Annotated in this window: 17 protein-coding genes; 7 read left to right on the top strand and 10 right to left on the bottom strand. The window is 46.4% G+C overall.

Annotated elements, in window-relative coordinates; genetic code table 11:
• Positions 1 to 87: 87 nt before the first annotated feature.
• The 4 genes from ACN0W5_RS12590 to ACN0W5_RS12575 all read right to left on the bottom strand — a co-directional run bounded on the left by ACN0W5_RS12590 (position 88) and on the right by ACN0W5_RS12575 (position 4,869).
• Positions 88 to 546 (bottom strand): hypothetical protein, encoded by a 459-nt coding sequence (locus ACN0W5_RS12590; protein ID WP_417454444.1) that lies wholly within the window; start codon positions 544 to 546, stop codon positions 88 to 90.
• Between the two features lie 143 nt (positions 547 to 689).
• A complete protein-coding gene (locus ACN0W5_RS12585) occupies positions 690 to 2,078 on the bottom strand; it encodes an RNA polymerase sigma factor (RefSeq protein WP_417454443.1) in 1,389 nt (462 codons plus the stop codon).
• 113 nt (positions 2,079 to 2,191) lie between these two features.
• A complete protein-coding gene (locus ACN0W5_RS12580) occupies positions 2,192 to 4,060 on the bottom strand; it encodes a type I secretion C-terminal target domain-containing protein (RefSeq protein ID WP_417454442.1) in 1,869 nt (622 codons plus the stop codon).
• 125 nt (positions 4,061 to 4,185) lie between these two features.
• Complete coding sequence (locus tag ACN0W5_RS12575) at positions 4,186 to 4,869, bottom strand: GntR family transcriptional regulator (protein ID WP_417454441.1); 684 nt, start codon at positions 4,867 to 4,869, stop codon at positions 4,186 to 4,188.
• A gap of 158 nt (positions 4,870 to 5,027) precedes the next feature.
• Between ACN0W5_RS12575 and ACN0W5_RS12570 the strand changes: the two genes are divergently transcribed.
• From ACN0W5_RS12570 to ACN0W5_RS12545, 6 genes are read left to right on the top strand one after another with little or no spacing between them, the layout of a single operon-like run.
• Positions 5,028 to 6,005: a Bug family tripartite tricarboxylate transporter substrate binding protein gene (locus tag ACN0W5_RS12570; RefSeq protein WP_417454440.1), complete on the top strand. Its 978-nt coding sequence runs from the start codon at positions 5,028 to 5,030 to the stop codon at positions 6,003 to 6,005.
• A 26-nt stretch (positions 6,006 to 6,031) separates the two neighbouring features.
• The gene (locus ACN0W5_RS12565; protein WP_417454439.1) at positions 6,032 to 6,478 is read left to right on the top strand and encodes a tripartite tricarboxylate transporter TctB family protein; all 447 of its coding nucleotides are present in this window, start codon (positions 6,032 to 6,034) and stop codon (positions 6,476 to 6,478) included.
• Positions 6,479 to 6,489: 11 nt separating this feature from the next.
• Positions 6,490 to 7,995: a tripartite tricarboxylate transporter permease gene (locus ACN0W5_RS12560; RefSeq protein ID WP_417433354.1), complete on the top strand. Its 1,506-nt coding sequence runs from the start codon at positions 6,490 to 6,492 to the stop codon at positions 7,993 to 7,995.
• Positions 7,996 to 8,024: 29 nt separating this feature from the next.
• Positions 8,025 to 8,405, top strand: a complete 381-nt coding sequence (locus tag ACN0W5_RS12555) for a hypothetical protein (protein WP_417454438.1) — start codon at positions 8,025 to 8,027, stop codon at positions 8,403 to 8,405.
• Between the two features lie 22 nt (positions 8,406 to 8,427).
• Entirely contained in the window at positions 8,428 to 9,759 is a 1,332-nt protein-coding gene (locus ACN0W5_RS12550; protein WP_417454437.1) for a hypothetical protein, read from the top strand.
• Positions 9,760 to 9,777: 18 nt separating this feature from the next.
• Entirely contained in the window at positions 9,778 to 10,506 is a 729-nt protein-coding gene (locus tag ACN0W5_RS12545; RefSeq protein ID WP_417454436.1) for a sulfite exporter TauE/SafE family protein, read from the top strand.
• 57 nt (positions 10,507 to 10,563) lie between these two features.
• On the opposite strand, the gene ilvA is transcribed toward ACN0W5_RS12545, so the two are convergent.
• From ilvA to ACN0W5_RS12515, 6 genes are all read right to left on the bottom strand, one after another.
• Positions 10,564 to 11,841 (bottom strand): threonine ammonia-lyase IlvA, encoded by a 1,278-nt coding sequence (gene ilvA / locus ACN0W5_RS12540; RefSeq protein ID WP_417454435.1) that lies wholly within the window; start codon positions 11,839 to 11,841, stop codon positions 10,564 to 10,566.
• A gap of 126 nt (positions 11,842 to 11,967) precedes the next feature.
• Positions 11,968 to 13,260, bottom strand: a complete 1,293-nt coding sequence (locus tag ACN0W5_RS12535; protein WP_417454434.1) for an amidohydrolase family protein — start codon at positions 13,258 to 13,260, stop codon at positions 11,968 to 11,970.
• Between the two features lie 73 nt (positions 13,261 to 13,333).
• Positions 13,334 to 14,281 (bottom strand): ABC transporter permease, encoded by a 948-nt coding sequence (locus tag ACN0W5_RS12530; protein ID WP_417433367.1) that lies wholly within the window; start codon positions 14,279 to 14,281, stop codon positions 13,334 to 13,336.
• Positions 14,282 to 14,285: 4 nt separating this feature from the next.
• Positions 14,286 to 15,335, bottom strand: a complete 1,050-nt coding sequence (locus ACN0W5_RS12525) for an ABC transporter permease (RefSeq protein WP_417454433.1) — start codon at positions 15,333 to 15,335, stop codon at positions 14,286 to 14,288.
• Positions 15,325 to 16,935 (bottom strand): ABC transporter ATP-binding protein, encoded by a 1,611-nt coding sequence (locus ACN0W5_RS12520; RefSeq protein WP_417454432.1) that lies wholly within the window; start codon positions 16,933 to 16,935, stop codon positions 15,325 to 15,327. Before ACN0W5_RS12520 ends, ACN0W5_RS12525 begins: the two co-directional genes overlap by 11 nt.
• Before the next feature lie 249 nt (positions 16,936 to 17,184).
• A complete protein-coding gene (locus ACN0W5_RS12515; protein WP_299377685.1) occupies positions 17,185 to 18,189 on the bottom strand; it encodes a BMP family protein in 1,005 nt (334 codons plus the stop codon).
• 716 nt (positions 18,190 to 18,905) lie between these two features.
• Here ACN0W5_RS12515 and ACN0W5_RS12510 point away from each other — a divergent pair.
• On the top strand, positions 18,906 to 21,065 hold the full coding sequence (locus ACN0W5_RS12510; protein WP_417454733.1) for a YgiQ family radical SAM protein: 2,160 nt from the start codon (positions 18,906 to 18,908) through the stop codon (positions 21,063 to 21,065).
• The last annotated feature ends 56 nt before the right edge of the window (positions 21,066 to 21,121 follow it).

The following is a 21,121-nucleotide window of genomic DNA, read 5'->3' as shown; positions in this document are numbered from 1 at the left end:
TAAAAACAGTATCGAATGATGGAAATAAAAAAGCAGCCGCTGGAAACGGCTGCTTTATACATAACGTGTGTTGCAAGCGCTTGTAGGCTAGCTTGCTTTTAAAATCGCGACCATTGTTTCCATCGACGTTTTCAGCGCTTCAAGATCTGCACCTTGTGGAACGGCCTTTTGCGTACAATTATTTAGCGCGACAACATGATCCATAAAGAGACGGTTTTGCGGGTATCTCTTGTTATATCCTGCTACGACTTGGCTTTTATAGGCATCTACTTGTTCCTGTAGCTTGCTGGCTTTGCCCTGATCACCGTTGCTGAATTTAAGCAGTCCAGGTGTAACAATTTCGTTTTGGATATAGCTGTTATAGGCACCCAGACCGTCTTGAACCTTAGCAACATCAGATGAATCATAGGATGTCTGATCAAGTTTGGCATCAAGAAAATCAATGAGGGCTTGGCACCCTTGCATATCATTGATGGATGGTTCTGCCCTAGCCGGCTGGCTTAGGATGATGAATGCACCTAATACGAGGTATGTAACTGTTTTCATTTTATTATCCGTAATTAAAAAGTGGAAGGTTTATCAAATGATCTTTGAAATTTGAACAGAGCGATCCTGTTCACAAAGATTGGGGATCTTGTGTTTATAGGTTTTTCTTAAACGGTACTTGTGAGGTTGTTTATGAAAAGGGGCTATATGATGGGAAGTGTCGGGTCTCCACCTAGTAAAGTAGGATCGTCACCTAAAACGGTTTCCATAATGCTTCCGCCGCCAGACGTGGTGACAACAACAAAGCCGTCGCTAGCGGTATTTGTTGTTGTTTGGGGATCAGTAAACACAGGTGAAAAACCGGACCCCAGTAAATCGCTTAAGGGAATAACCGATGTGGTTGTTTCATCAGATGTATCGATTCCGCCAGACTGGGTTTCTGTCCCGTCGATTGGTGCCGCGGTGCTTAATATCTCTGTGGGGTCCAATACGCCTTGTGTACTCAACAATTCCAGAATTGTACCAATGCTTTGGTGGTATGATTGCCCGCTTAGGCTGGTGGTGTCTTCTGGGGATAACGCAGTTTCTTTTGTTGTGCCTGTGATGATAAGAGACGCCAGAGGATCATCAAGCTCTTCGTCTAGTAAATTGAGGTGCTGGGTATCTTCTAAAAGAGAATGGTCGTTCCCCCGCGCTGTGTGCGTCTCTCGAATTTCTGAAAGCTGAACGGTTCTATCTTCTGCTTGCGGAACAATTGATGCTGTTCCAGGTAAAGCGATATCTTCCTCGCTCTGGAGTGCAGGAAGTGTTTCAAACAGACCTTCAACCCCCAAAATGATAAAAGAAGCATGCAATTGATAGTCATAGGGATCGCGCCGTGTATTCTTTTGACGCTTTTTATAATACAGCGCCAAAAGATCAGATTTGCTTTTCCATGCTAGCCGTTTGGAACGGGACGTCATAACAGAAGGGGGTGAACCTGCGTTCTTTGAGGTGTCATCCTGATCTGATGCAGAGTTTGAATCCGTAAAGAGAGCATTCAAAGACGTATCCGTATCCTCTGGATCGTAAAACACAGGGGGGATGAACATAAAGATAAATTCTTCACCGAGTTGTAATTTCTCTTTCAGGCGCTTTCTGGCGCGTGACAATCTGCTCATTACTGTGCCAATTGGTACAGAAAGGCTTCTGGCTGCTTCTTCATAGCTATGGCCAAAGGAAACGATCTGTTCCAGAACTTCCTGATCTTTTTGCGGCAGGTTCTTAAGAACATCCTGCACACGGTTCAAGAGGGACCGGTGCTCTATTTCCTTAGCAAAACAGATGTTGTTCTGGATGCTGTCATTTTCAATTTCGGTTTGAGACTGCAACTCCTTTTGCCGACGCTTTATCTGGTTAATCCAGAGGTTCTTCATCATTGGGAATAACCACTGTTCCATTTCATAAGCATCGTTATAGAGATGCTTTTTTGCATGGGCACGGCCATAGGTTTCCTGAAAAAGATCGGAAGCCAGGTCGTCATCTTTTGTTAAATATCTGGCATAGCGTTTAAGCTTTGGCATAGAGGTTTCTAATTTTTGCTCAAAATTCAACTGCTTGGGCCTTATCAAATATGTTTGTGTCTAATTGTTTTTGCGCAAGCATTGATGCCGCACGTATTAAATAACATCTTCTGGTGGTAAAATGATTGCTGCACCATACCTGCCTAAGCCAGAGTATCAAGCGTATTATGGTTCAACATGTTAGTCAGGATATCAGTATCAGAGGTTCCAGTAGGCCAACCAAGGCTAGAGAGTGTTTGGTTTTCGAGAACAATGATGTGATCTGTAACACCATCCTGATTGGTATCAATGTTAATATTAACGCCGTTTGTTCCTTGACTGAAATCCAGATATTGATCGAGATTGGATGCTGTCTGCGCCGTATTGAGTAAATCGCCGAGGTCGATAACATCATCAAACCGGAAGTCTTTGATGATATCTGTTTCAGCCGGGCCATTGGTGGCAATGTCTGCCTGACGGAATACAAATCGATCACTTCCACCAACGCCGTACATAATGTCATTCCCACGACCACCAGTGATTATGTCATCACCCCCGACATTATGACCGGTACTCATTGGATAGGTTTGGCTATCCCCGTAAATGATGTCATCGCCATCACCGCCATCGATAATATCATTACCGCCTAGTGCAAAGTTAAACCCGACCCCCGGGATATAGCCGTTTTGATGTATGGCGTCGCCCCAAATACGGTCGTTTCCGCTGCCACCATAAATGATATCATCTCCACCGGAATAGGTGTTCGTGTCAAAGACGTTTATTGTCGCTGCGTCCCCAATGATTGCATCATCACCATTGCCGCCGTAAATAACATCATTTCCACCGTTTGAATCGTTTAGCAAACTGCCATCGCCATAGATGTCATCATTGTCGTCATCACCATGAATGATATCGTTTCCACAAACTGAATCGCTGATGACCCCGGCATCGCCGAAAATGATATCCCGACCGGCACCACCGTTCAGGGTATCGTCCCCTCCGACGGAGCTCGTCAAATAATTACTGTCACCATGCAGGTGGTCGTTTCCACCATCGCCGTTGATCACATCATCACCTGTAACAACATTATTTAGGAAAGTGCCATCGCCGAAGATCGTATCGTCGGTGGCAAGTCCGGTGATTTGATCATCCCCAAAAGACGTAGAGGTTTGGTGCGTGATTGTGACCGATGATGACAATCCGCCGCTGCTTGCCAGAATATTATAGGAACCAGCCGTCCAGGCATTATCGGCTGAAAAGATAATGGATGAAAACGGCGCAGTTACTTCCCATGCGGAGCCGTTGCTTCCGGGAACCATTGTACCCTGATTAAGGACCGTCCCGGCGGGGAAACCCTGTAATAGAATAGTTTCCGTCGAGGACAGATTGTGGGCAAAGGTAATCTGATAAACATTATTTGCGCCATCACCAACAATAATACCGCTATCGACCAGAACATCATTTCCGTCTCCGCCCCTCAGCGTAATTGGCTGATTGTTAAAGGTTCCCTGATCTCGGATTGAAGTGGGCAGTAGGTTAAGGGATAGACTTAAGAAAGGGGCAGGGGGAGTATTAATCCCGTCAGCTTTGTTATTGTCGGTTGTTACCAGTTGATTGGCAGTCAGACCAAACTCTAACTCTGTCGGATCAATAACGCCTTGACGGCTTAACAGGTCGATTGCGTTTCCCAAGTCATCGCTGTATTGGCTTCCTCCGCCCCCAACGAGTGCTACGGCATCCCCCGCTGCCGTCTCGATGGGGGCCTGATCCAATATCTTGGCAAGCTCTTCTTTTTCTTCTTCTGAAAGGGCGGCAATGATCTCTGCAAAGTATTCGGGATTACCCAAAGCGCTGGCGAATTCAACCAGAGTATCATCCGCACTGGCAGCAGCCCCAGAAGGCATCACATCACTGGTAAGGGTATCAGGCTTGATCAGGTGATTTAAACTTGCATCAAGCTCTGGTGAAACAGAGGTTGTTTGTGTGTTTGTTTCTTGGGCGAGTGCAGAATTTTTTTCAAGGCGTGTCGTCATAGCTTTTTCCCGTAAAATCGTTGTCTGACAAGCAAACAAATTCGAAAGTTACTAGGACTACAGCCCGGATTTCTTTTTATTCCATTTTTTTTGAATTATTTTTTTGGGGGGAGAATTAGTTCCGTTTATTTGTTCGTTCGATCTTGAAAAGATGTTTCTAAATGGATTTGAAACGCGCGCTTTATATGCTGTTGAGCTGCTTTTTCAGCCGCTTCAGGATTACGATTTTTTATTTCTTCAATTATGCGTTGGTGCTCTTCATAAAGTGGGTTTGGTCGGTCTGAAGGAAGATACTTCACTCCACGAAGGAGAGCCATCGAGTCAGAGATCGCTTCAAAGGCTTTAATTAAAAAGCGATTATGGGCCGCATTATAGATAGCGTGATGAAGCTCCCAATTGATTTGGTTTAAATCTCTAGGGTCCTTTGCTTCGCGCCCTTTCTCCAAGATATATTCCATATTCGCTATTTCCATGTCTGAGGCATGTTGAGCGGCGAAACGAGCGGCGATGCCTTCTAGTTGCTGGCGTAGGGCATATAATTCTGCAACTTCTTGCGGGTTTAATTCTGCAACGATAGCACCTCTTTGAGGTTCGAACGTGAGGCGACCCTCGGACTGTAATCTCCGAAAAGCCTCACGCACAGGCGTGCGGCTCACATTCAATGATTTTGTGAATTCTGATTCTCGGATCCGTTCCCCAGGATGGTATTGTCCATCACGAATAGCTTGAAGTACTTCTTGGTATACATATTCACCCAGTGAGGGTTGGGCACTTTTACTCTCTTCTATTTTATTATTTTTATCACTCATGATCACTACGTTAACTTATTGTTTTCAAAAATAGAAGTTACGATAAATTAACTCATCTTGCAATATATTGACTTTAATGTATTAAAATGTATACAATTAAGTACATAATCAAACTTCCCTAGATTGGGTTGTTAAAATATAGCAGGAGGTTCCTTTCTATGAATGGTAGAATCAAAATTGTCGCCCTAGCCTTAGCCTTGGCGATCGCAACAACAATACTTCCATCTTTTGAAACAAAAGCGGCTGACTTTCCGAAAAAACCTTTGGCGATGATTGTAGCTTATTCACCTGGCGGGGGGACTGATACAGCCGCACGCGTAATTGCTAAATATGTTCAACCTCACTTGGGGCAAAGACTTATTATACAAAATAAGCCTGGCGCTGGTGGCCAAATTGGCTTTACGGCATTAGCAAACGCTAAGAATGACGGTTACAAAATTGGATTTATTAATATTCCGTCGATTTTCATGGTTAAAATGCTGCGCGATAATGTGCCGTATGAGATGTCAGATTTTGAGGCTATCGCAAATATTCAACTGGACCCGGTTGTACTGACTGTAAAAGCCGATAGTCCTTATCAAACATTTGAAGAGTTTATCGATGCGGTAAAAAAGAACCCTGGTAATATTAATGTTGGCGGTGATGGGCCTCAATCTAACAACCAATTACAAGTTGTTGTTGCTGAGGATAAGCTGGGAGTCGATGTGAATTTTGTTTCATTCAACGGCTCTGGACCTGCTATTACGGCGACGTTAGGTGATCAGGTTGTTGCTTCTGTTCCATCAGCGAGTTCTGCGACAAGCCACATACAAAATGGTCGGTTACGTGCCTTAGCCGTCTTTGCTAATGCACGGTATAAATACCTTCCCGATGTACCAACGATTAAAGAAGCATCTGGTGTTGAAGTGCCGGCTATCGGTGCCTCAATGCGTGGTGTTGCTGTTCCTAAAGGTATGGATCCTGCTCGTAAAAAAATCATTGAAGATGCATTTGCAAAAGTGATGAAAGATCCAGATTTTATAGCGCATGCAGATAAAATGGGCTTACCGCTACATTATATGAATGCAAAAGATTTTGATGCTTATCTCAAAACAGCTGCTGAATCTGTTGAGAGCTATGTTTCATTATTAAAATAGTAAAGAAAGCCTGAAAGGAGTATGTGATGCGCCAAGACTTTATGGATAAATTGTTTTCTTTATTGATGATAGTTTTTGCTATCACCAGTGGGATTGTGGCTTTTCAGTATTCTTATGAATCGTCATATTTTCCACGTCTCCTTTCGGCATTCATTGCTACGGTAGCGTTACTCCTTTTAATTCGCCTTCGGTCATCTTCAAATACAAGGGAAGGAGATGTGGTTGATGGGGCGAAGGATCAACTTATAGCTGGTTTTAGTGTTTTTACGGGCATCGCACTTTATGCATTTGGCATACAAATTATCAACTTTGAACTTTCAACAATAATTTTTATTGCCGGGTTTGCCTTCTATCTCGGGTACCGAAATTTATTGATTATTTGTGGTGTTAGCCTCGGCGTTACAGTTCTTCTTTACGGTATTTTCTTTGAATTCTTGGCGGTAAGTCGTCCTGAAAGTCTCTTTTTACAGTAAGGACGAAGGTTATGTTTGATAATATTTTGCTTGGATTATCAGCACTCTCGGACGTTACAATGTTGGCTGCTATTGCCGCAGGTGTGCTCGGTGGCGTGATGATTGGGGTTCTGCCGGGATTAAGCAGTACGATGGGTGTTGCTTTGCTTATTCCGGTAACATTTTCTATGCCGCCGCAAGTCGGTTTGGCTATGCTAGGCGGTATTTACCTCTCTTCTACTTATAGTGGTTCAATTAGCGCAATTCTTTTGAATATTCCGGGCACTTCAGCTGCTGTTGCCACGTTGTTAGATGGGCATCCTATGTCAAAGAGGGGACAGTCGACGCGCGCAATTTCATTGGCAACTTTTGGTTCCTGTATTGGTGGGTTGATTAGTGTTGTTGCCCTTCTTTTTATTGCTCCACCATTAGCAGAGTTTTCTTTAATGTTCGGTTCTCCCGAATATTTCTTACTGGCTGTATTTGGTATTACAGTTATTGCATCTTTATCCGCAGGAGCGATGGAAAAAGGCTTAATTGCCGGCGCAATCGGTTTGATCCTGAGTACTATCGGCAATCACCCTTTGACAGGAGAGATGCGCTATACCTTAGGATTACCTTCTTTATATGATGGAATTCCATTAGTTGTATCGTTAATTGGTCTGTATTCAATTCCTGAAGTAATTGATATGATTGCCAAGCGTAATCAGTCTGAACGCCCGCTTATCGATACTGATGCTTCCAATCCGTTCACTTTTTTACCAGAAGTTTTAAGCCAGAAAATAAATCTACTTCGTTCTAGTTTAATTGGGATAGTTGTTGGGATTATACCTGGTGTGGGATGCAGTGTCGGAGGCTTTTTGTCCTATGATGCTGCTAAGCGTATATCCAAGAAACCAAAAGAGTTTGGTAATGGTTCACCTGAAGGCGTCATAGCATGTGAAACGGCTAATAATGCTGTAACCGGGGGGACATTGATTCCGTTGCTCACGCTGGGAATACCCGGAAACCCAGTGACAGCGGTTTTGTTGGGGGGGATCATGATACATGGTTTACGCCCTGGTGCTGAACTTTTCACCCTGAACGCAGAAATCACCTATGGCTTTATTCTCAGCTTGTTTGTCGCCAACCTTTTGTTTGTGCCCGTTGGATTATTTATTGCGAAATATTGCGTGCGCATCATTCAGGTGCCGCGATCAATTCTCGCGCCGACAATCATGACTTTGGCAGTTGTGGGGGCTTACTCTATTCGTAGCTCGATTGAAGATATCGCGATTATGCTTTTTGTTGGTGCCGTTGGGTTTATCTTTCAGCTCTTTAATGTGCCCAGGGCACCCCTAGTACTTGGCTTGGTACTGGGAACTTTGGCCGAAGGCGAATTAGCAAGATCCCTAGCGCTGGTTCATGGTGATGTCCTTGCTTTCGCAACTCAATTGGTAACGCGTCCTATCTCTTTTGTAATTCTACTGTTTTGTTTCTATGCCCTATATCAAGGCATCGTACAGCATCGTAAAAAATCTAAAATTCTTGATGATTAATAATGTCTTTATGGACAGAGAGGAAGATTATGAAATCACTTTTCGCAACCTGTGTTCTCGCCTGTACTTTGTTGGTCAGTGCTTGTGGAACCACATCAACGCCAGACCCTGAAATTAATCTAAAAGGGCCACTAGCACTTGATGAAAAAGGAATAGTTGAATTATCTGGCAGTGGATTTGTTCCAAACTCAGATGTGACATTGGTCTTTAGAACGATAGACGGTGTAGAAAGCGATATCACTTATGCCGTCGATCCTGCGCCAAAAGCTGATGGCAAGGGAAATTGGGTCACGACATGGTCTTACGGTCGCTTTGTGAAAAAGAAATTAGTTGCTGCGGGTGACTATACCCTGATTGCAACAGATACTGATTTTACGCCTTTGGCCCAAGAGGTTGTAAGCTTCAAATAATCCATTTGAGTATGCACCTGTCATGAATTTGGCAGGTGCATATTTTTGTCATAAGAAAAGTGAAAGATTATTCATGACCAACGTTAGTGCCATTCGACATTTCTGCCCTATTCGCCGCGTGGGAGAGGGTGAATTACATCATTTTTTTGGGTATTATAATAAAAATGTTTGGGACCGTACTGGCAGATATTTTTTATCAAACCAAGTACAGATGATGACACAGAATTTAACTGGAAATGAGGTGGCGACGGTTGGGTATTTTGACTTGGATGATGGTGATAAATATATGTCTATTGGTTCCACTACGACATGGAATTGGCAAATGGGTTGTCAGTTGCAATGGTTAGAGGGCAACAAAGGTCATCATATTATCTATAATACACGTAGCGAAGACGGTGAAGGGACTGTTTATCCTGATTTCTGTTCCACTATTTACAACGTGGAAACAGGCATAGAAAAAAAACTACCTTTACCTATTTATGTCGTAGCCCCAAATAGTGAGTACGCATTATCTGTTGATTATTCACGCTTTCAAGAAACGCATCGTACAATTGGCTATAGTGCAACACATCAAGAGCCTGAATTACCTTTGGCGCCAGATAACGATGGTATTTGGCGTATGGATATTGAAACAGGCAGCTATAAGTTGATCCTGAGCTTGAAAGATCTGTTCAATTATCGCCATGTACCTTCCATGGATAAGGCAATTCATTGGGTCACTCATTTGGAAATTTGCCCAAATTCTTCACGATTTTTATTTATCCATCGCTGGACAGAGCGTGTTGAAGATGAGTTCTGTTTTTTACATCGACTGTTTACCATTAATGAAGATGGTAGCGATCTAAGATTATTGGAATGTACAGATCATCCAATTCCACAATTGGCGAAAGATTTTGACCCAGATGCTTTGGGAACTTTTGATTATGAAAAATCGGAATACCAAATTTCTCACCCTGTTTGGAAAGACGACGATACAGTAATCGTATGGGGGCCACATAAGGGGAATATTCATTATCACCTTTATGATGATAAAACCAATCAAGTTAAGGTCCTTGGCAAAGAGCATCTGACGGAAAATGGGCATATGACCTTTTCAAAAGATGGTCGTTGGTTGTTGTCGGATACTTACCCTGATGATGTTACGAATGAACGTTTCTTAATCTTGTATGATGTTGAGAATAATCAACGTTATAATATTGGCAGTTTTTATACTCCGGCAGATCTTGGCAAACACAATCGTTGCGATCTACATCCAAGATGGAGCCCGGATTGTCAGCAAGTTTGCATAGATTCTGTTCATGAAGGTTCCCGCCAACGTTATATTATTGATGTCTCAGAGCTGGTGAATAGCTAGGTATTTTGGGGGTGACAGGTGGAAATTCATGTCATTGTTATCATTGCAATAGGAACTTTCCTTGTCTCCTCCTTTAATGCGGCTATTGGACCAACGGGCGGCATTCAACTGGCTTTGGTTGCATCTTTATTGCCTCCGCAACTCTCTATACCTGTACATGCTGTTATTTCGGGCACATCTAGTCTGACACGGTTTTATCAGTTTAGATCGTCGGTTGATTGGTTTTTTGTTCTTCGCTTTTGTCTTGGTTCTATTATCGGCACCAGCGTTGCTATTGCTGTTTTTTTTCAGATTGACGAAGGTCTTTTACTCGTCGTTATCGGTAGCTTTGTTCTCTTTAATAATTATATTCCTTATAAGGACTTTATTGGGAGCAAAGCTGTATCTTATCTGGATTTTATTATTGGATTAATTACGGGTGCTTTGACCGTTTTTGTCGGAGCAACAGGCCCTGCTGTTTTTACGTATATAGCAGCATCAAGAGGACATCGGGAAGCCGTTCTGGGAACTGATGCTGCGTGCATGTCATTTCAGCATTTTACTAAGGTTATTGGTTTTTCCTTGTTGGCCTTTTTACCTCTAAAGTACCTTTCGATTCTTATAATTTTCGGGTTATGTGGAATTTTTGGTACTTCAGTAGGTGTTGTATTTGTCCGAAAAATGCCAGAAAAATTTTTCCAAACTGCCTTTAAGTTCGTAACGACTTTAGTCGGGGGGTACTTGATCGTATTGGGCTTGTGGTCTTAAGAATGTAATTCCTGTTTTTTTTACTTACTACTAAGACAAGATTATTTTTTAATAAAATCAAATCAAGAAATTAGCCAAGATTTCATTGTTGGTGATGTCCTGAAATTTGATGCCGTTTTCGTGGAATTTTTCCATCAGGGTTTCGAAGTTCTTCGGGTTCTTGGTTTCGATACCGATCAGGATGGAACCGAAGTTTCGGGCGGATTTTTTCAGGTATTCGAAACGAGAAATATCATCTTCATCGCCAAGCAGGAAAAGGAAGTCTTTCAGGGCGCCGGGGCGCTGAGGCATGCGAAGGATGAAGTATTTTTTGAGACCAGCATGTCTTAAAGCGCGTTCTTTTACTTCAGGCAGGCGTTCAAAGTCGAAATTACCACCAGAGGTAACACAGACAACATTTTTGCCCCGGATCGTTTCAGGATCAAGGGATTGCAGAATATCAATGGTCAGGGCACCTGCGGGTTCCAGAACCACGCCTTCAATATTAAGCATGGTGATCATGGTGGCGCACAGGCGATCTTCCGGGGCAAGGAGGACGCGATCCGCAGAAAAATCCTTGAGCGCCTCAAAGTTATGTTCCCCGATCAGGGCAACGGCAGCACCATCGACAAAGTTATCAACGCTTTTTAATTTGATACGCTCTCCGGCGGCAAGGCTTTCTTTCAGACTTGGTGCACCTTCGGGTTCCACAAACCAGAAATCTGTCGCTGGGGATGCTTCTTTAAGGTATTGGGTCACACCTGCAGCTAAGCCACCGCCACCCGTTGGCATGATCAGGGTATCAAGGGGTGCACCGCCCAATTGATCCATAATTTCCAGCCCGATGGTCGCCTGTCCTTCTATGATATCCGGATGGTCAAAGGGCGGCACCATAAAGGCACCTTCTTCATCCGCGAACCTGTGGGCTGCTTCGTAAGCCTCGTCAAAGATATCCCCGACCAGCTTAACATCAATGTACGAACCGCCAAAGGCGCGGGTCTTGTGAATTTTTTGCTGCGGCGTTGTGGTCGGCATAAAGACCGTACCACGCTTTTTGAAATGGTTACAGGTATAGGCAAAACCCTGCGCATGATTTCCGGCAGAAGCACACACAAATTGCTGCTCGGCAAATTGTCGATCATCTGTTGCTCCATGACCCTTCTCAAGCGCCTTGCTGAAAAAGTTAAAAGCCCCACGGATTTTATAACTGCGAACCGGGGTCAGATCTTCGCGTTTGAGATAAACGTTACAGTCGTATTTATCCGACAGAAAACGGTTATGCTGTAGCGGCGTTTCCGAAAAAACAGTCGAAATATTCTGCCGCGCTTTCTGAACGGAACCCTTGAATGCAGTCATTATCTCTTAACCTTTGAAGAACAACAGCTATTTGTATAGTCGCTCCGTGGGTTTTTGTATAGGGCATATGCGAATAGCTCTCATGCATTCTCGGTAGATCTGTGAAGGAATATTGGCTTTTGACAATTACCTCAGAAAATCTACTGTTTCCTTTTTCCCATCCAGATTAAGCTGTGCCTCAACGGGGGCTGTTGTGCTGATGAGCTTTCCGCGGCGTATCACAAACAGTCGGGCAGGGCGCAGGCGGATGGCTTCGATGGGGTCTTGAGCTTGTAAAATCACCAGATCAGCAAAATTGCCTTTGGCAATGCCATAATCCGGCAGGTGCATCACCTTGGCGGAGTTTTCTGTGACGGCTTTGAACATGGCTTTGGTTTCGGCGACGCCTGTCATCTGCGCGACGTGGGTCGCCATGTGGGCGACTTCGAGCATGTCGTGGCTGCCAAAGCTGTACCAAGGGTCCATCACACAATCATGGCCTAGGGCGACGTTAATGCCCATGGCGGCCATTTCCTTGACCCGTGTCATGCCACGTCGTTTTGGATAGCTATCGTGGCGACCTTGCAATGTGATGTTGATCAGGGGATTGGGAATGGCCGTGATCTCTGCTTCTTTGATCAGGGGCAGGAGCTTGCTGACGTAGTAGTTATCCATGGAATGCATGGAGGTCAGGTGAGATCCGGCAACACGACCCTGTAAGCCTAAGCGCACGGTTTCGCTGGCAAGGGTTTCGATGTGGCGGGAATGCGGATCATCGCTTTCGTCGCAGTGCATATCAACCAGCAAGCCGCGATCAGCCGCGATTTCACAAAGCGTTTTTACGGAACGGGCGCCATCATCCATGGTGCGTTCGAAATGGGGAATGCCGCCCACAACATCAACGCCCATATCTAGGGCACGTTTGAGGTTCTCTGCCGCTTTTTCATAGCGGTAATATCCATCCTGAGGAAAGGCAACCAGTTGAATGTCAATCCACGGGGCGAGTTCTTTCTTGGCTTCGAGCAGGGCACCAACAGCAAGCAGGCGATCGTCGCTGGTATCCACATGGCTGCGTATCGCCAAGGTACCACGGGCGATCGACCAGCGGGCGAGGGCGTGTACACGTTCCTTGATTGCTTCGTGGGTCAGATGCGGTTTCAGTTCTCCCCAAAGCTGAATGCCTTCCAGCAATGTCCCGCTTTCGTTCAATCTGGGTTGACCAAGGCTGAGCGTGGAATCAAGGTGGAAATGCGGATCGATAAAGGGGGCGGTGACCAGATGCCCTTTGGCATCAATGATCTCTGTCTGTCCCTCGATAATGCCATCCGTAATATGCGGATTGATTTCGACAATACGGTCGTCCTTAACGGCGATATCAACGCTGTTTTTAGCATCTGTGCTATCAGCAAGGCGGGCGTTTTTGATAATGAGATCAAACATGGGGAGTTCCGTTAATTATCGTTCATTAAATACAGTTGCCGAGATCAAGTGCCAACATCGTGTCTAGTTCGCCTCAAGTTCGTTCTCCTCTGCGGAAGGGAACCAGAAGTGCTTTGGGGTAACTGGCTTTACGGGCCATGATCACCATCGCAACGATACTGAGAATATAGGGCATCATAAGGAAGAATTGATAGGGGATCAAAGCCCCAGCCGTTTGCTGTGCACGTACCTGTAACGCATCAAGTCCGGCGAACAGTAGTGCGCCGATCAAGGCCTTGCCGGGTTTCCATGACGCAAAGATAACCAGTGCGATGCAGATCCAGCCGCGACCGTTGATCATGCCAAAGAAAAAGGCATCAAAGGCCGACATGGTAATAAAGGCGCCGCCCACTGCCATAAAGGCACTGCCGACCATCACGGCGCCTGTCCGGATTGTCAGAACGTTAATGCCCTGTGCTTCTACCGCCATGGGGTTTTCCCCGGCCATACGTACGGCAAGGCCGAGGGGTGTCTTGTACAGTACATACCAGACAATAGGCACTAGGATCAGGGCGAGATAGGTAAGGGGCGTCTGGCTAAAGAGCGCTTCGCCCATAACCGGGATTTCTGACAGAAAAGGAACTTCGTAAACTTGAAAGGGTTCAATCTTCGGGGGCGTGGTCGCGTCTGGCAACAGCATACGATAGACGTAATAGCTAAGCGAAGAGGCAAACAGCGTAATGCCAATCCCGGTCACATGCTGGGAAAGGCCAAGATAGACGGTGAAGATGCTGTGTAACAGGCCGAACATCAGGCCCAGAAAAGCGGCGAACATAACCCCGGTCCACAGATCACCGCCCATATAGACCCACATCCATCCAGACATGGCCCCCATAGTCATGATGCCTTCGATCCCAAGGTTGAGAACGCCAGCTCGCTCGCAGATAAGTTCACCAAGCGTGCCAAGAATAAGCGGGCTTACGATGCGAATTGTTGCCGCCCAGAAGCCAGCAGAAACGAGTATTTCAAGAATATCCATCATGGCTTTATCTGAACCTCACGCGGTAGCGGGTTAGCATCACACTGACAAGTATGGAAAGAACGGAAAGACCGACCAGAACATCCGCGATATAGGTTGGGATGTTAATTGCCCGGCTCATGGAATCTGCGCCGACATAGATCATGGAAATGAACAACGCCGAAAGGATCACAGCCAGTGGATTGAGCTGTGCCAGCATAGCAACCGCAATGCCCGTATAGCCAAATCCCGGTGAAATATCGAGGGTGAGGTATCCCTTTAGTCCGGCGACTTCACTGACCCCGGCAAGACCCGCTAGACCACCACTGATCAAGGCAGTGCGGACCACGGTGGTGTTTACATTAATGCCGGCGAACTTGGCAGCGGATGTGTTTAGCCCGACGGCCCTGATTTCATAGCCCCACACCGTAAAGCGCATCATGGCCCAACAAAGAACAGAGCCGATAAGGGCAAACACAAAGCCAAAATGAAGCCGGCTTTTATCAACAAGGCTTGGGAAAAGACCTTCGTCAATAATGGGGGCGGCCTGTGGCCAGCCCATAGACATAGGGTCTTTTAAGGGGCCTTCCAGAAAGTATCCAACAAACAGCAGGATTACAAAGTTAAGCAACAGTGTCGTGACGACCTCATCAACTTTCAGATGGGTTTTGAGCATGACGGGAACGGCAAGGGCCGCGCCACCAGCCAAGGCCCCGACCAGCATCAGGAAGGGGATCATCAATAGCGGGGGCAGGGTGATTAACCCGGTGCCAAAGAACGTCGCAGCCAAGGCCCCACAATAAAGCTGTCCCTCTGCACCGATATTATAGAACTTGGCGCGAAAGGCGATTGTCGCTGCTAATCCGGTGAAGATGAGGGGGATAGAGCGCGTGAGTGTTTCTGTCAGGGCAAAGCTGGACCCCACAGCACCTTTGACCAACAGGCTATAAGCTTCTAACACAGGTGCGCCGACCCACAGGATCAGGACAGATCCAATTAACAGTGAGATAAAGACAGCGGCAACTGGTGCCAAGGCAATACGCCAGGCGGCAACGTGTTCCCGAGGTTCAATTTGCATGGGGCTGTTCCTCGTTACCAGAATTCGTTGTCGCCGAATGGTTCGTGTTTTCAGAGTGAGATTGCCCTGAATGACCTGTATTCTCGGATTGTTGTCCGGCCATCATCAAGCCAACTTCGGCTGTTGTCAGTGTTTTCGCATCGTAGCTTTGGGTCAGGTTGCCGTGGTACATAACGGCAATCCGGTCACATAGGGCAAAAAGCTCGTCCAAATCTTCGGAAATCAGCACAATCGCTGCACCCCGTTTTCTCGCGGCGAGAAGCTGTTCATGGACATAAGCGATGGCCCCTTCATCCAGGCCACGCACAGGCTGGTTTGCGAGGATAAAATCAGGCTGGGGCGATAGAGCCCGAGCGAGAATGAGTTTTTGCATGTTCCCGCCGGAAAGCAGCTTGGTTTCTGCTTCGGGGCCTTCACATCTGATATCAAAGGCGTCGATCAGTTTGTTGGCCCGTTCCAGACAGGCTTTTCGATCTATTAAAACACCTGCTTTAGACACGGGTGCATGTCGTAGGTCTTCACTGATAAGGTTTTCCCACAGCATCATCTCGCCAACCACGCCAGAGCTATGGCGATCTTCGGGAATACGCCCGACGCCCCGGTGTACGATATCGGCGGGCGAGGCACTGGTTACGGCATTACCAAGAAGAGTAAAGGTGCCGGCATCAGGTTTTTCCAGACCGGAAAGCAGATCGGCAAGGGTTGATTGCCCGTTCCCGGCGACACCCGCGATGCCTATAATTTCATGCTGATGTACGCTCAGATTAACCTGATTGAGTTTGGGAACGTTGCTGGTATCTTTGCTTTTGTCTTCAACGCTGACGTCTTCAAGTTCGACAATTGGTTTTCCGATTGTCATTTGTTCCAGAACCGGGCGTTCAACGGTGCGGCCGACCATCATTTCGGCCAGTAGTTTTCGGTCAGCTTTTTCTGTTTCGATGCTGCCAACAATTTTTCCACGGCGTAAAACTTCTACCCGTGTACTGATGGCAAGGATTTCGTGAAGCTTGTGCGATATAAAGATAATCGCAAAGCCTTCTTTGGTCAGGCTTTTTAAGGTCTTGAACAGACTGTCAGCTTCTTGTGGTGTCAAAACCGCTGTGGGTTCATCGAGTATCAGAACCCTGGCGTCGCGATAGAGTGCTTTCAGGATTTCTACACGTTGTCGTTCACCAACGGAAAGATCAGCAACACGGGCGTCCGGGTTAATCTTTAAGCCATAGTCTTTGGACATCTGTGCCAGCTTTGCTTTGGCAGGGGCGCGTTTTTGGCCCAGTGACCACAGGCTTTCGGTCCCAAGCATGATGTTTTCAAGAACGGTAAGGTTTTCAGCTAATGTAAAATGCTGATGAACCATGCCAATTCCCGCATTGATCGCGGCATCCGTTTGCCCGGCGGGGAGTTTCTGCCCCTCAACTTCTATATATCCTTGGTCTGCTGTGTAGTGACCATAAAGGATATTCATCAGGGTGGTTTTGCCCGCGCCATTTTCCCCGAGCAGGGCAATGACTTCACCCTTATCAAGAGAGAAAGAGATATCGTCGTTGGCGGTAAGGGAGCCAAAGCGTTTGGTAATATTATGAAAGGCAAGCAAAGCCATGTTATGCCTCAAGAGATGCAAGAACAGAATTGTCTTGAAATAGCCGAAACGATAAAGGAATGAATAATTCTTGGATTGATACTCAAACAAAGCTTAAGTATCAATAATAATTACATCTTTATCTGTTCGCCTAAATACGTTTCCACGAAAAAACTGTTTAAGTTTTTTCAATAAAATCCCCGGTCCTCCATCAGAATGGTTCAGGCATAAAATGGTTCAGTAAAGAACAAGACCGGGGATGGAAGGCGGTTAGTAAGTCGATTTGGGCTCTTCGTCGTTGATCTCAACAACAAATTTACCCGAGAGGATATCTGCTTTTACTTGTTCGACCTTGGCCTTTGCATCGGCTGGAATTTTATCGTCAAATTCATAATACGGGGCAAGTGAAGCACCACCCTTTTGCATCATGGTCCACTCTTTATAATCAGCAGCAGAATAGGTTCCCGCTTTAACTTGGCTGATGGCATGGCCAATTGCTGATTCCATGTGCCAAAGGGCAGAAGTGACAACAACGTCCTTGCCATTTTCTTCCTTGTTCATGTCGTTTACGTTGCCAAAGGCAATAATACCTTTGTCACGTGCTGCATCAACAACACCAGCACGTTCTGCATAGAGAACATCAACGCCAGCCTCAATCTGGGCAAAGGCGGCTTCTTTTGCTTTCGGTGGGTCATACCATGATCCGATAAAGTTCACTTTGAACTGTGCATCGGGGTTCACGGATAGCGCACCCGCCATAAAGGCGTGGAACAGACGGTTGACCTCGCCAATCGGATAGCCGCCGACCATGCCGATCTTGCCTGACTTGCTCATGCTTCCGGCAAGGATACCCATGAGATAACAGGGTTCGTGAATGTAGTTATCAAAGACAGAGAAATTGTCGCCGTGTGGTTTAAAGGGATCGCCCATCAAATAGGCAACATCTTTGTAGTCATCTGCGACTTTGCGGGCTTCACGGCTGATGCCAAATGCTTCCCCGACGATCAGATCGACTTTGCTTTCAGAATATTCTCTCAACACACGGACATAGTCGGTATTGGCAACTTTTTCTGAAAAGACGTATTCGATTTCACCGGCTTCTTTTGCGGCAACCAAAGCTTCGTGCAGGCGTGCATCCCATTTTTGCTGAATAGGTTGTGTATAGATACCCGCGACTTTAATGGTTTTTGCAAAAGCGCCCGTTGCGCCAAGGGTTGCACTTGCTAGGCCTGCAGCGGCAAGCGCAAGAACGGTTCTTCTGGATAAACCTGTCATGTAATCCCTCCCTGGATAGATGTAAAACAGCTCTGAAAGCGCTCAAATACAAGATCGGTATCTCACCGTTAGTCGTTATTTATTTGCTTTCAGGAACTGTGGTTCCTGTTAATCGACTTGTACAGAGCTCTTTACTTCTACAGTCAGGGCAAATTGTTCCGCCTCTTTTAAACTGTGTTCCAAATGCTAAATTTTTTTTATCACTTGGTCAAATAAAACAGCGGAAAATCTTTGTGTATTTTGAACTCTGTACTTGGCCTTGGTGTGGATTACTTATCTTTATATTATTAATGTGTCAATATTATCAAAGTTTTAGTGTTTAGGCCTTCCGAAAATAGATGGCTGATCTGCGGGGGACGATAAACAGGAATACTTGACCTAATCGCTCAAGTAGTTAAAAGGGGGCAACAGATTTTGGCTGGGCATTGATCGTTAGGTTTTAAGATCGTGCTATAATAGCCAGGCGGCAATGACCGCAATTAATCGTCAGAGAGAAATTAGCGAAGGCCAGAGTAATGCCCGAAGCCCGCCCCGAAGCCCAGAATGTTGCCCAAAATGGTACCTGCAACTTAGCTAAGAATGCTATGAATAACGAACCTGCTAAGGCCGTTAATTCTGGTAAGCTTGCGAAGAAAGAAGCGGACATCGACGCCAAGAATATCTTTTCCTATCGTAAGTATTGGGCGCAGCGTTTTGGCATTGCGCCGTTCCTTCCCATGTCTAGGGAAGAAATGGATCTGCTTGGCTGGGATAGTTGTGATGTCATTATTGTCACGGGTGATGCCTATGTGGATCATCCCAGCTTCGGCATGGCGATTATGGGACGGCTTCTCGAAGCACAGGGCTTTCGTGTTGGTATCATTGCACAGCCTGAATGGTCAGACTCAGAAGCTTTCAAGGCGCTGGGCAAACCCAATCTCTATTATGGTGTAACCGGCGGTAACATGGATTCAATGATCAACCGCTATACGGCTGATCGTCGCATTCGTCATAATGACAGCTACACCCCGAATGATGAAGGCGGTAAGCGCCCGGACCGTTCGGTCATCGTCTATTCACAGCGTTGTCGTGAAGCGTACAAGGATGTGCCGATTGTCATCGGTGGTATCGAAGCTTCCCTGCGTCGTACAGCCCATTATGATTATTGGTCTGATAAGGTCCGTCGTTCCGTCCTGATTGATAGTAAAGCTGATATTCTTCTTTATGGAAATGCAGAGCGCGCCATTGTTGATCTGACCCACCGCGTCGCTGCAGGGGAAGCGCCAAAGGATATTGATGATATCCGCGGCACAGTGATCGCCCGCAAAGAAATCCCCGAAGGCTGGACCGTTGCTGACATGACGGACATTGATGATGATAATGATCTTCATCACATTCCCGATCGTGCCGAAGCACGTAAGAAACTGCGTGACGCAGATAAAAATAAAACCGCTGTACGCCTGCCGTCTTACGAAGAAGTTATTGCAGACAAAGCCTTGTATGCTCAGGCATCCCGGGTTGTTCATCTGGAAAGTAACGCAGGTAACGCCCGCGTTATGGTGCAAAAACACGGTGATCGCGATATCTGGATTAACCAACCGCCGATCCCGCTGACGACACCTGAAATGGATGGCGTGTTTGATTTGACCTATGCCCGTGCACCGCACCCGGTTTACGGTGATGCCAAGCTTGCTGCGTGGGATATGATCCGTTTTTCCGTGAATATTATGCGCGGATGTTTTGGTGGTTGTTCTTTCTGTTCTATTACCGAGCACGAAGGCCGGGTTATTCAAAGCCGGTCTGAGGAATCAATCCTCAAGGAAATTGAAGATATACGCGACAAGGTTGATGGCTTTACCGGGCAGATTACCGATATGGGTGGCCCGACGGCCAACATGTACCGCATGGCCTGTAAGGATGACAAAATTCAAAAGGTCTGTCGTCGCTTGTCTTGCGTCTATCCTGACGTTTGTAAGAACCTTGATACCAGCCATGAAAGCCTGATCCAGCTTTATCGCAAGGCTCGTGACATCAAGGGTGTCAAAAAGATCTCTATCCAATCCGGTCTTCGTTATGACATTGCGGTCAAAAGCCCAACCTATATCAAGGAACTGGTGACCCATCACGTCGGTGGCTATCTGAAAATTGCGCCGGAACATACCGAAGAACGTGCACTGTCCAAGATGATGAAGCCGGGTATTGGTACCTATGAGCGTTTCAAGTCCATGTTCGATGCGGCGGCGAAAAAGGCAGGTAAAGAGCTATACCTCATTCCTTATTTCATCGCGGCACATCCGGGCTGTGAAGATGAAGACATGATGAACCTAGCTGTCTGGCTCAAGCAAAATGGCTTCAGGGCTGATCAGGTTCAGAACTTTATCCCATCCCCAATGGCGCTTTCCACAGCGATGTATCACAGTGAACGTAATCCATTGCGTCCGATCCGTCGTCACAGTGGTGAAGTGGTTCACACGGCAAAGGGCATGAAACAGCGTCGCTTGCACAAAGCTTTCTTGCGCTACCACGATCCTGAAAACTGGCCAATCCTGCGGGATGCGCTTAGAAATCTGGGGCGTGCTGACCTTATTGGGCCAGGTAAAAAGCATCTGGTTCCTGCGCATCAACCCATAGGTACAGGTGATAATAAGCCAGGTGCCAGAGGTTTCGCGAAAAAGAAAGACGGCAACAGCGGTGGCAAAGCTTTCTTTACCACACATGCCGGGCAGGGACGCCGTCGTGCTCATGACAGGACATCTGTTGCAAGTGGTGCCGGCGCTTCTGAAGGACCAGCCCGGGGCGCAACAGCACACGGCAAAGCCAAACCCGGCGGCAAACCTGCGCGAGGTAAACCAACTCGGGGCAAACCATCAGGTCAAAGGCGGCGGACACGGACTTAAACCGAAGTCTGTTTTGTTTTAGGAAAAGAAAAGACCTGGAATCTTGTGATCAATAT

It is taken from the genome of Kiloniella sp. (assembly GCF_048270245.1).
Lineage (GTDB): Bacteria > Pseudomonadota > Alphaproteobacteria > Kiloniellales > Kiloniellaceae > Kiloniella.
Note: the sequence above shows the minus strand (reverse complement) of the source record. Positions and strands in the feature narration are given on the sequence as shown.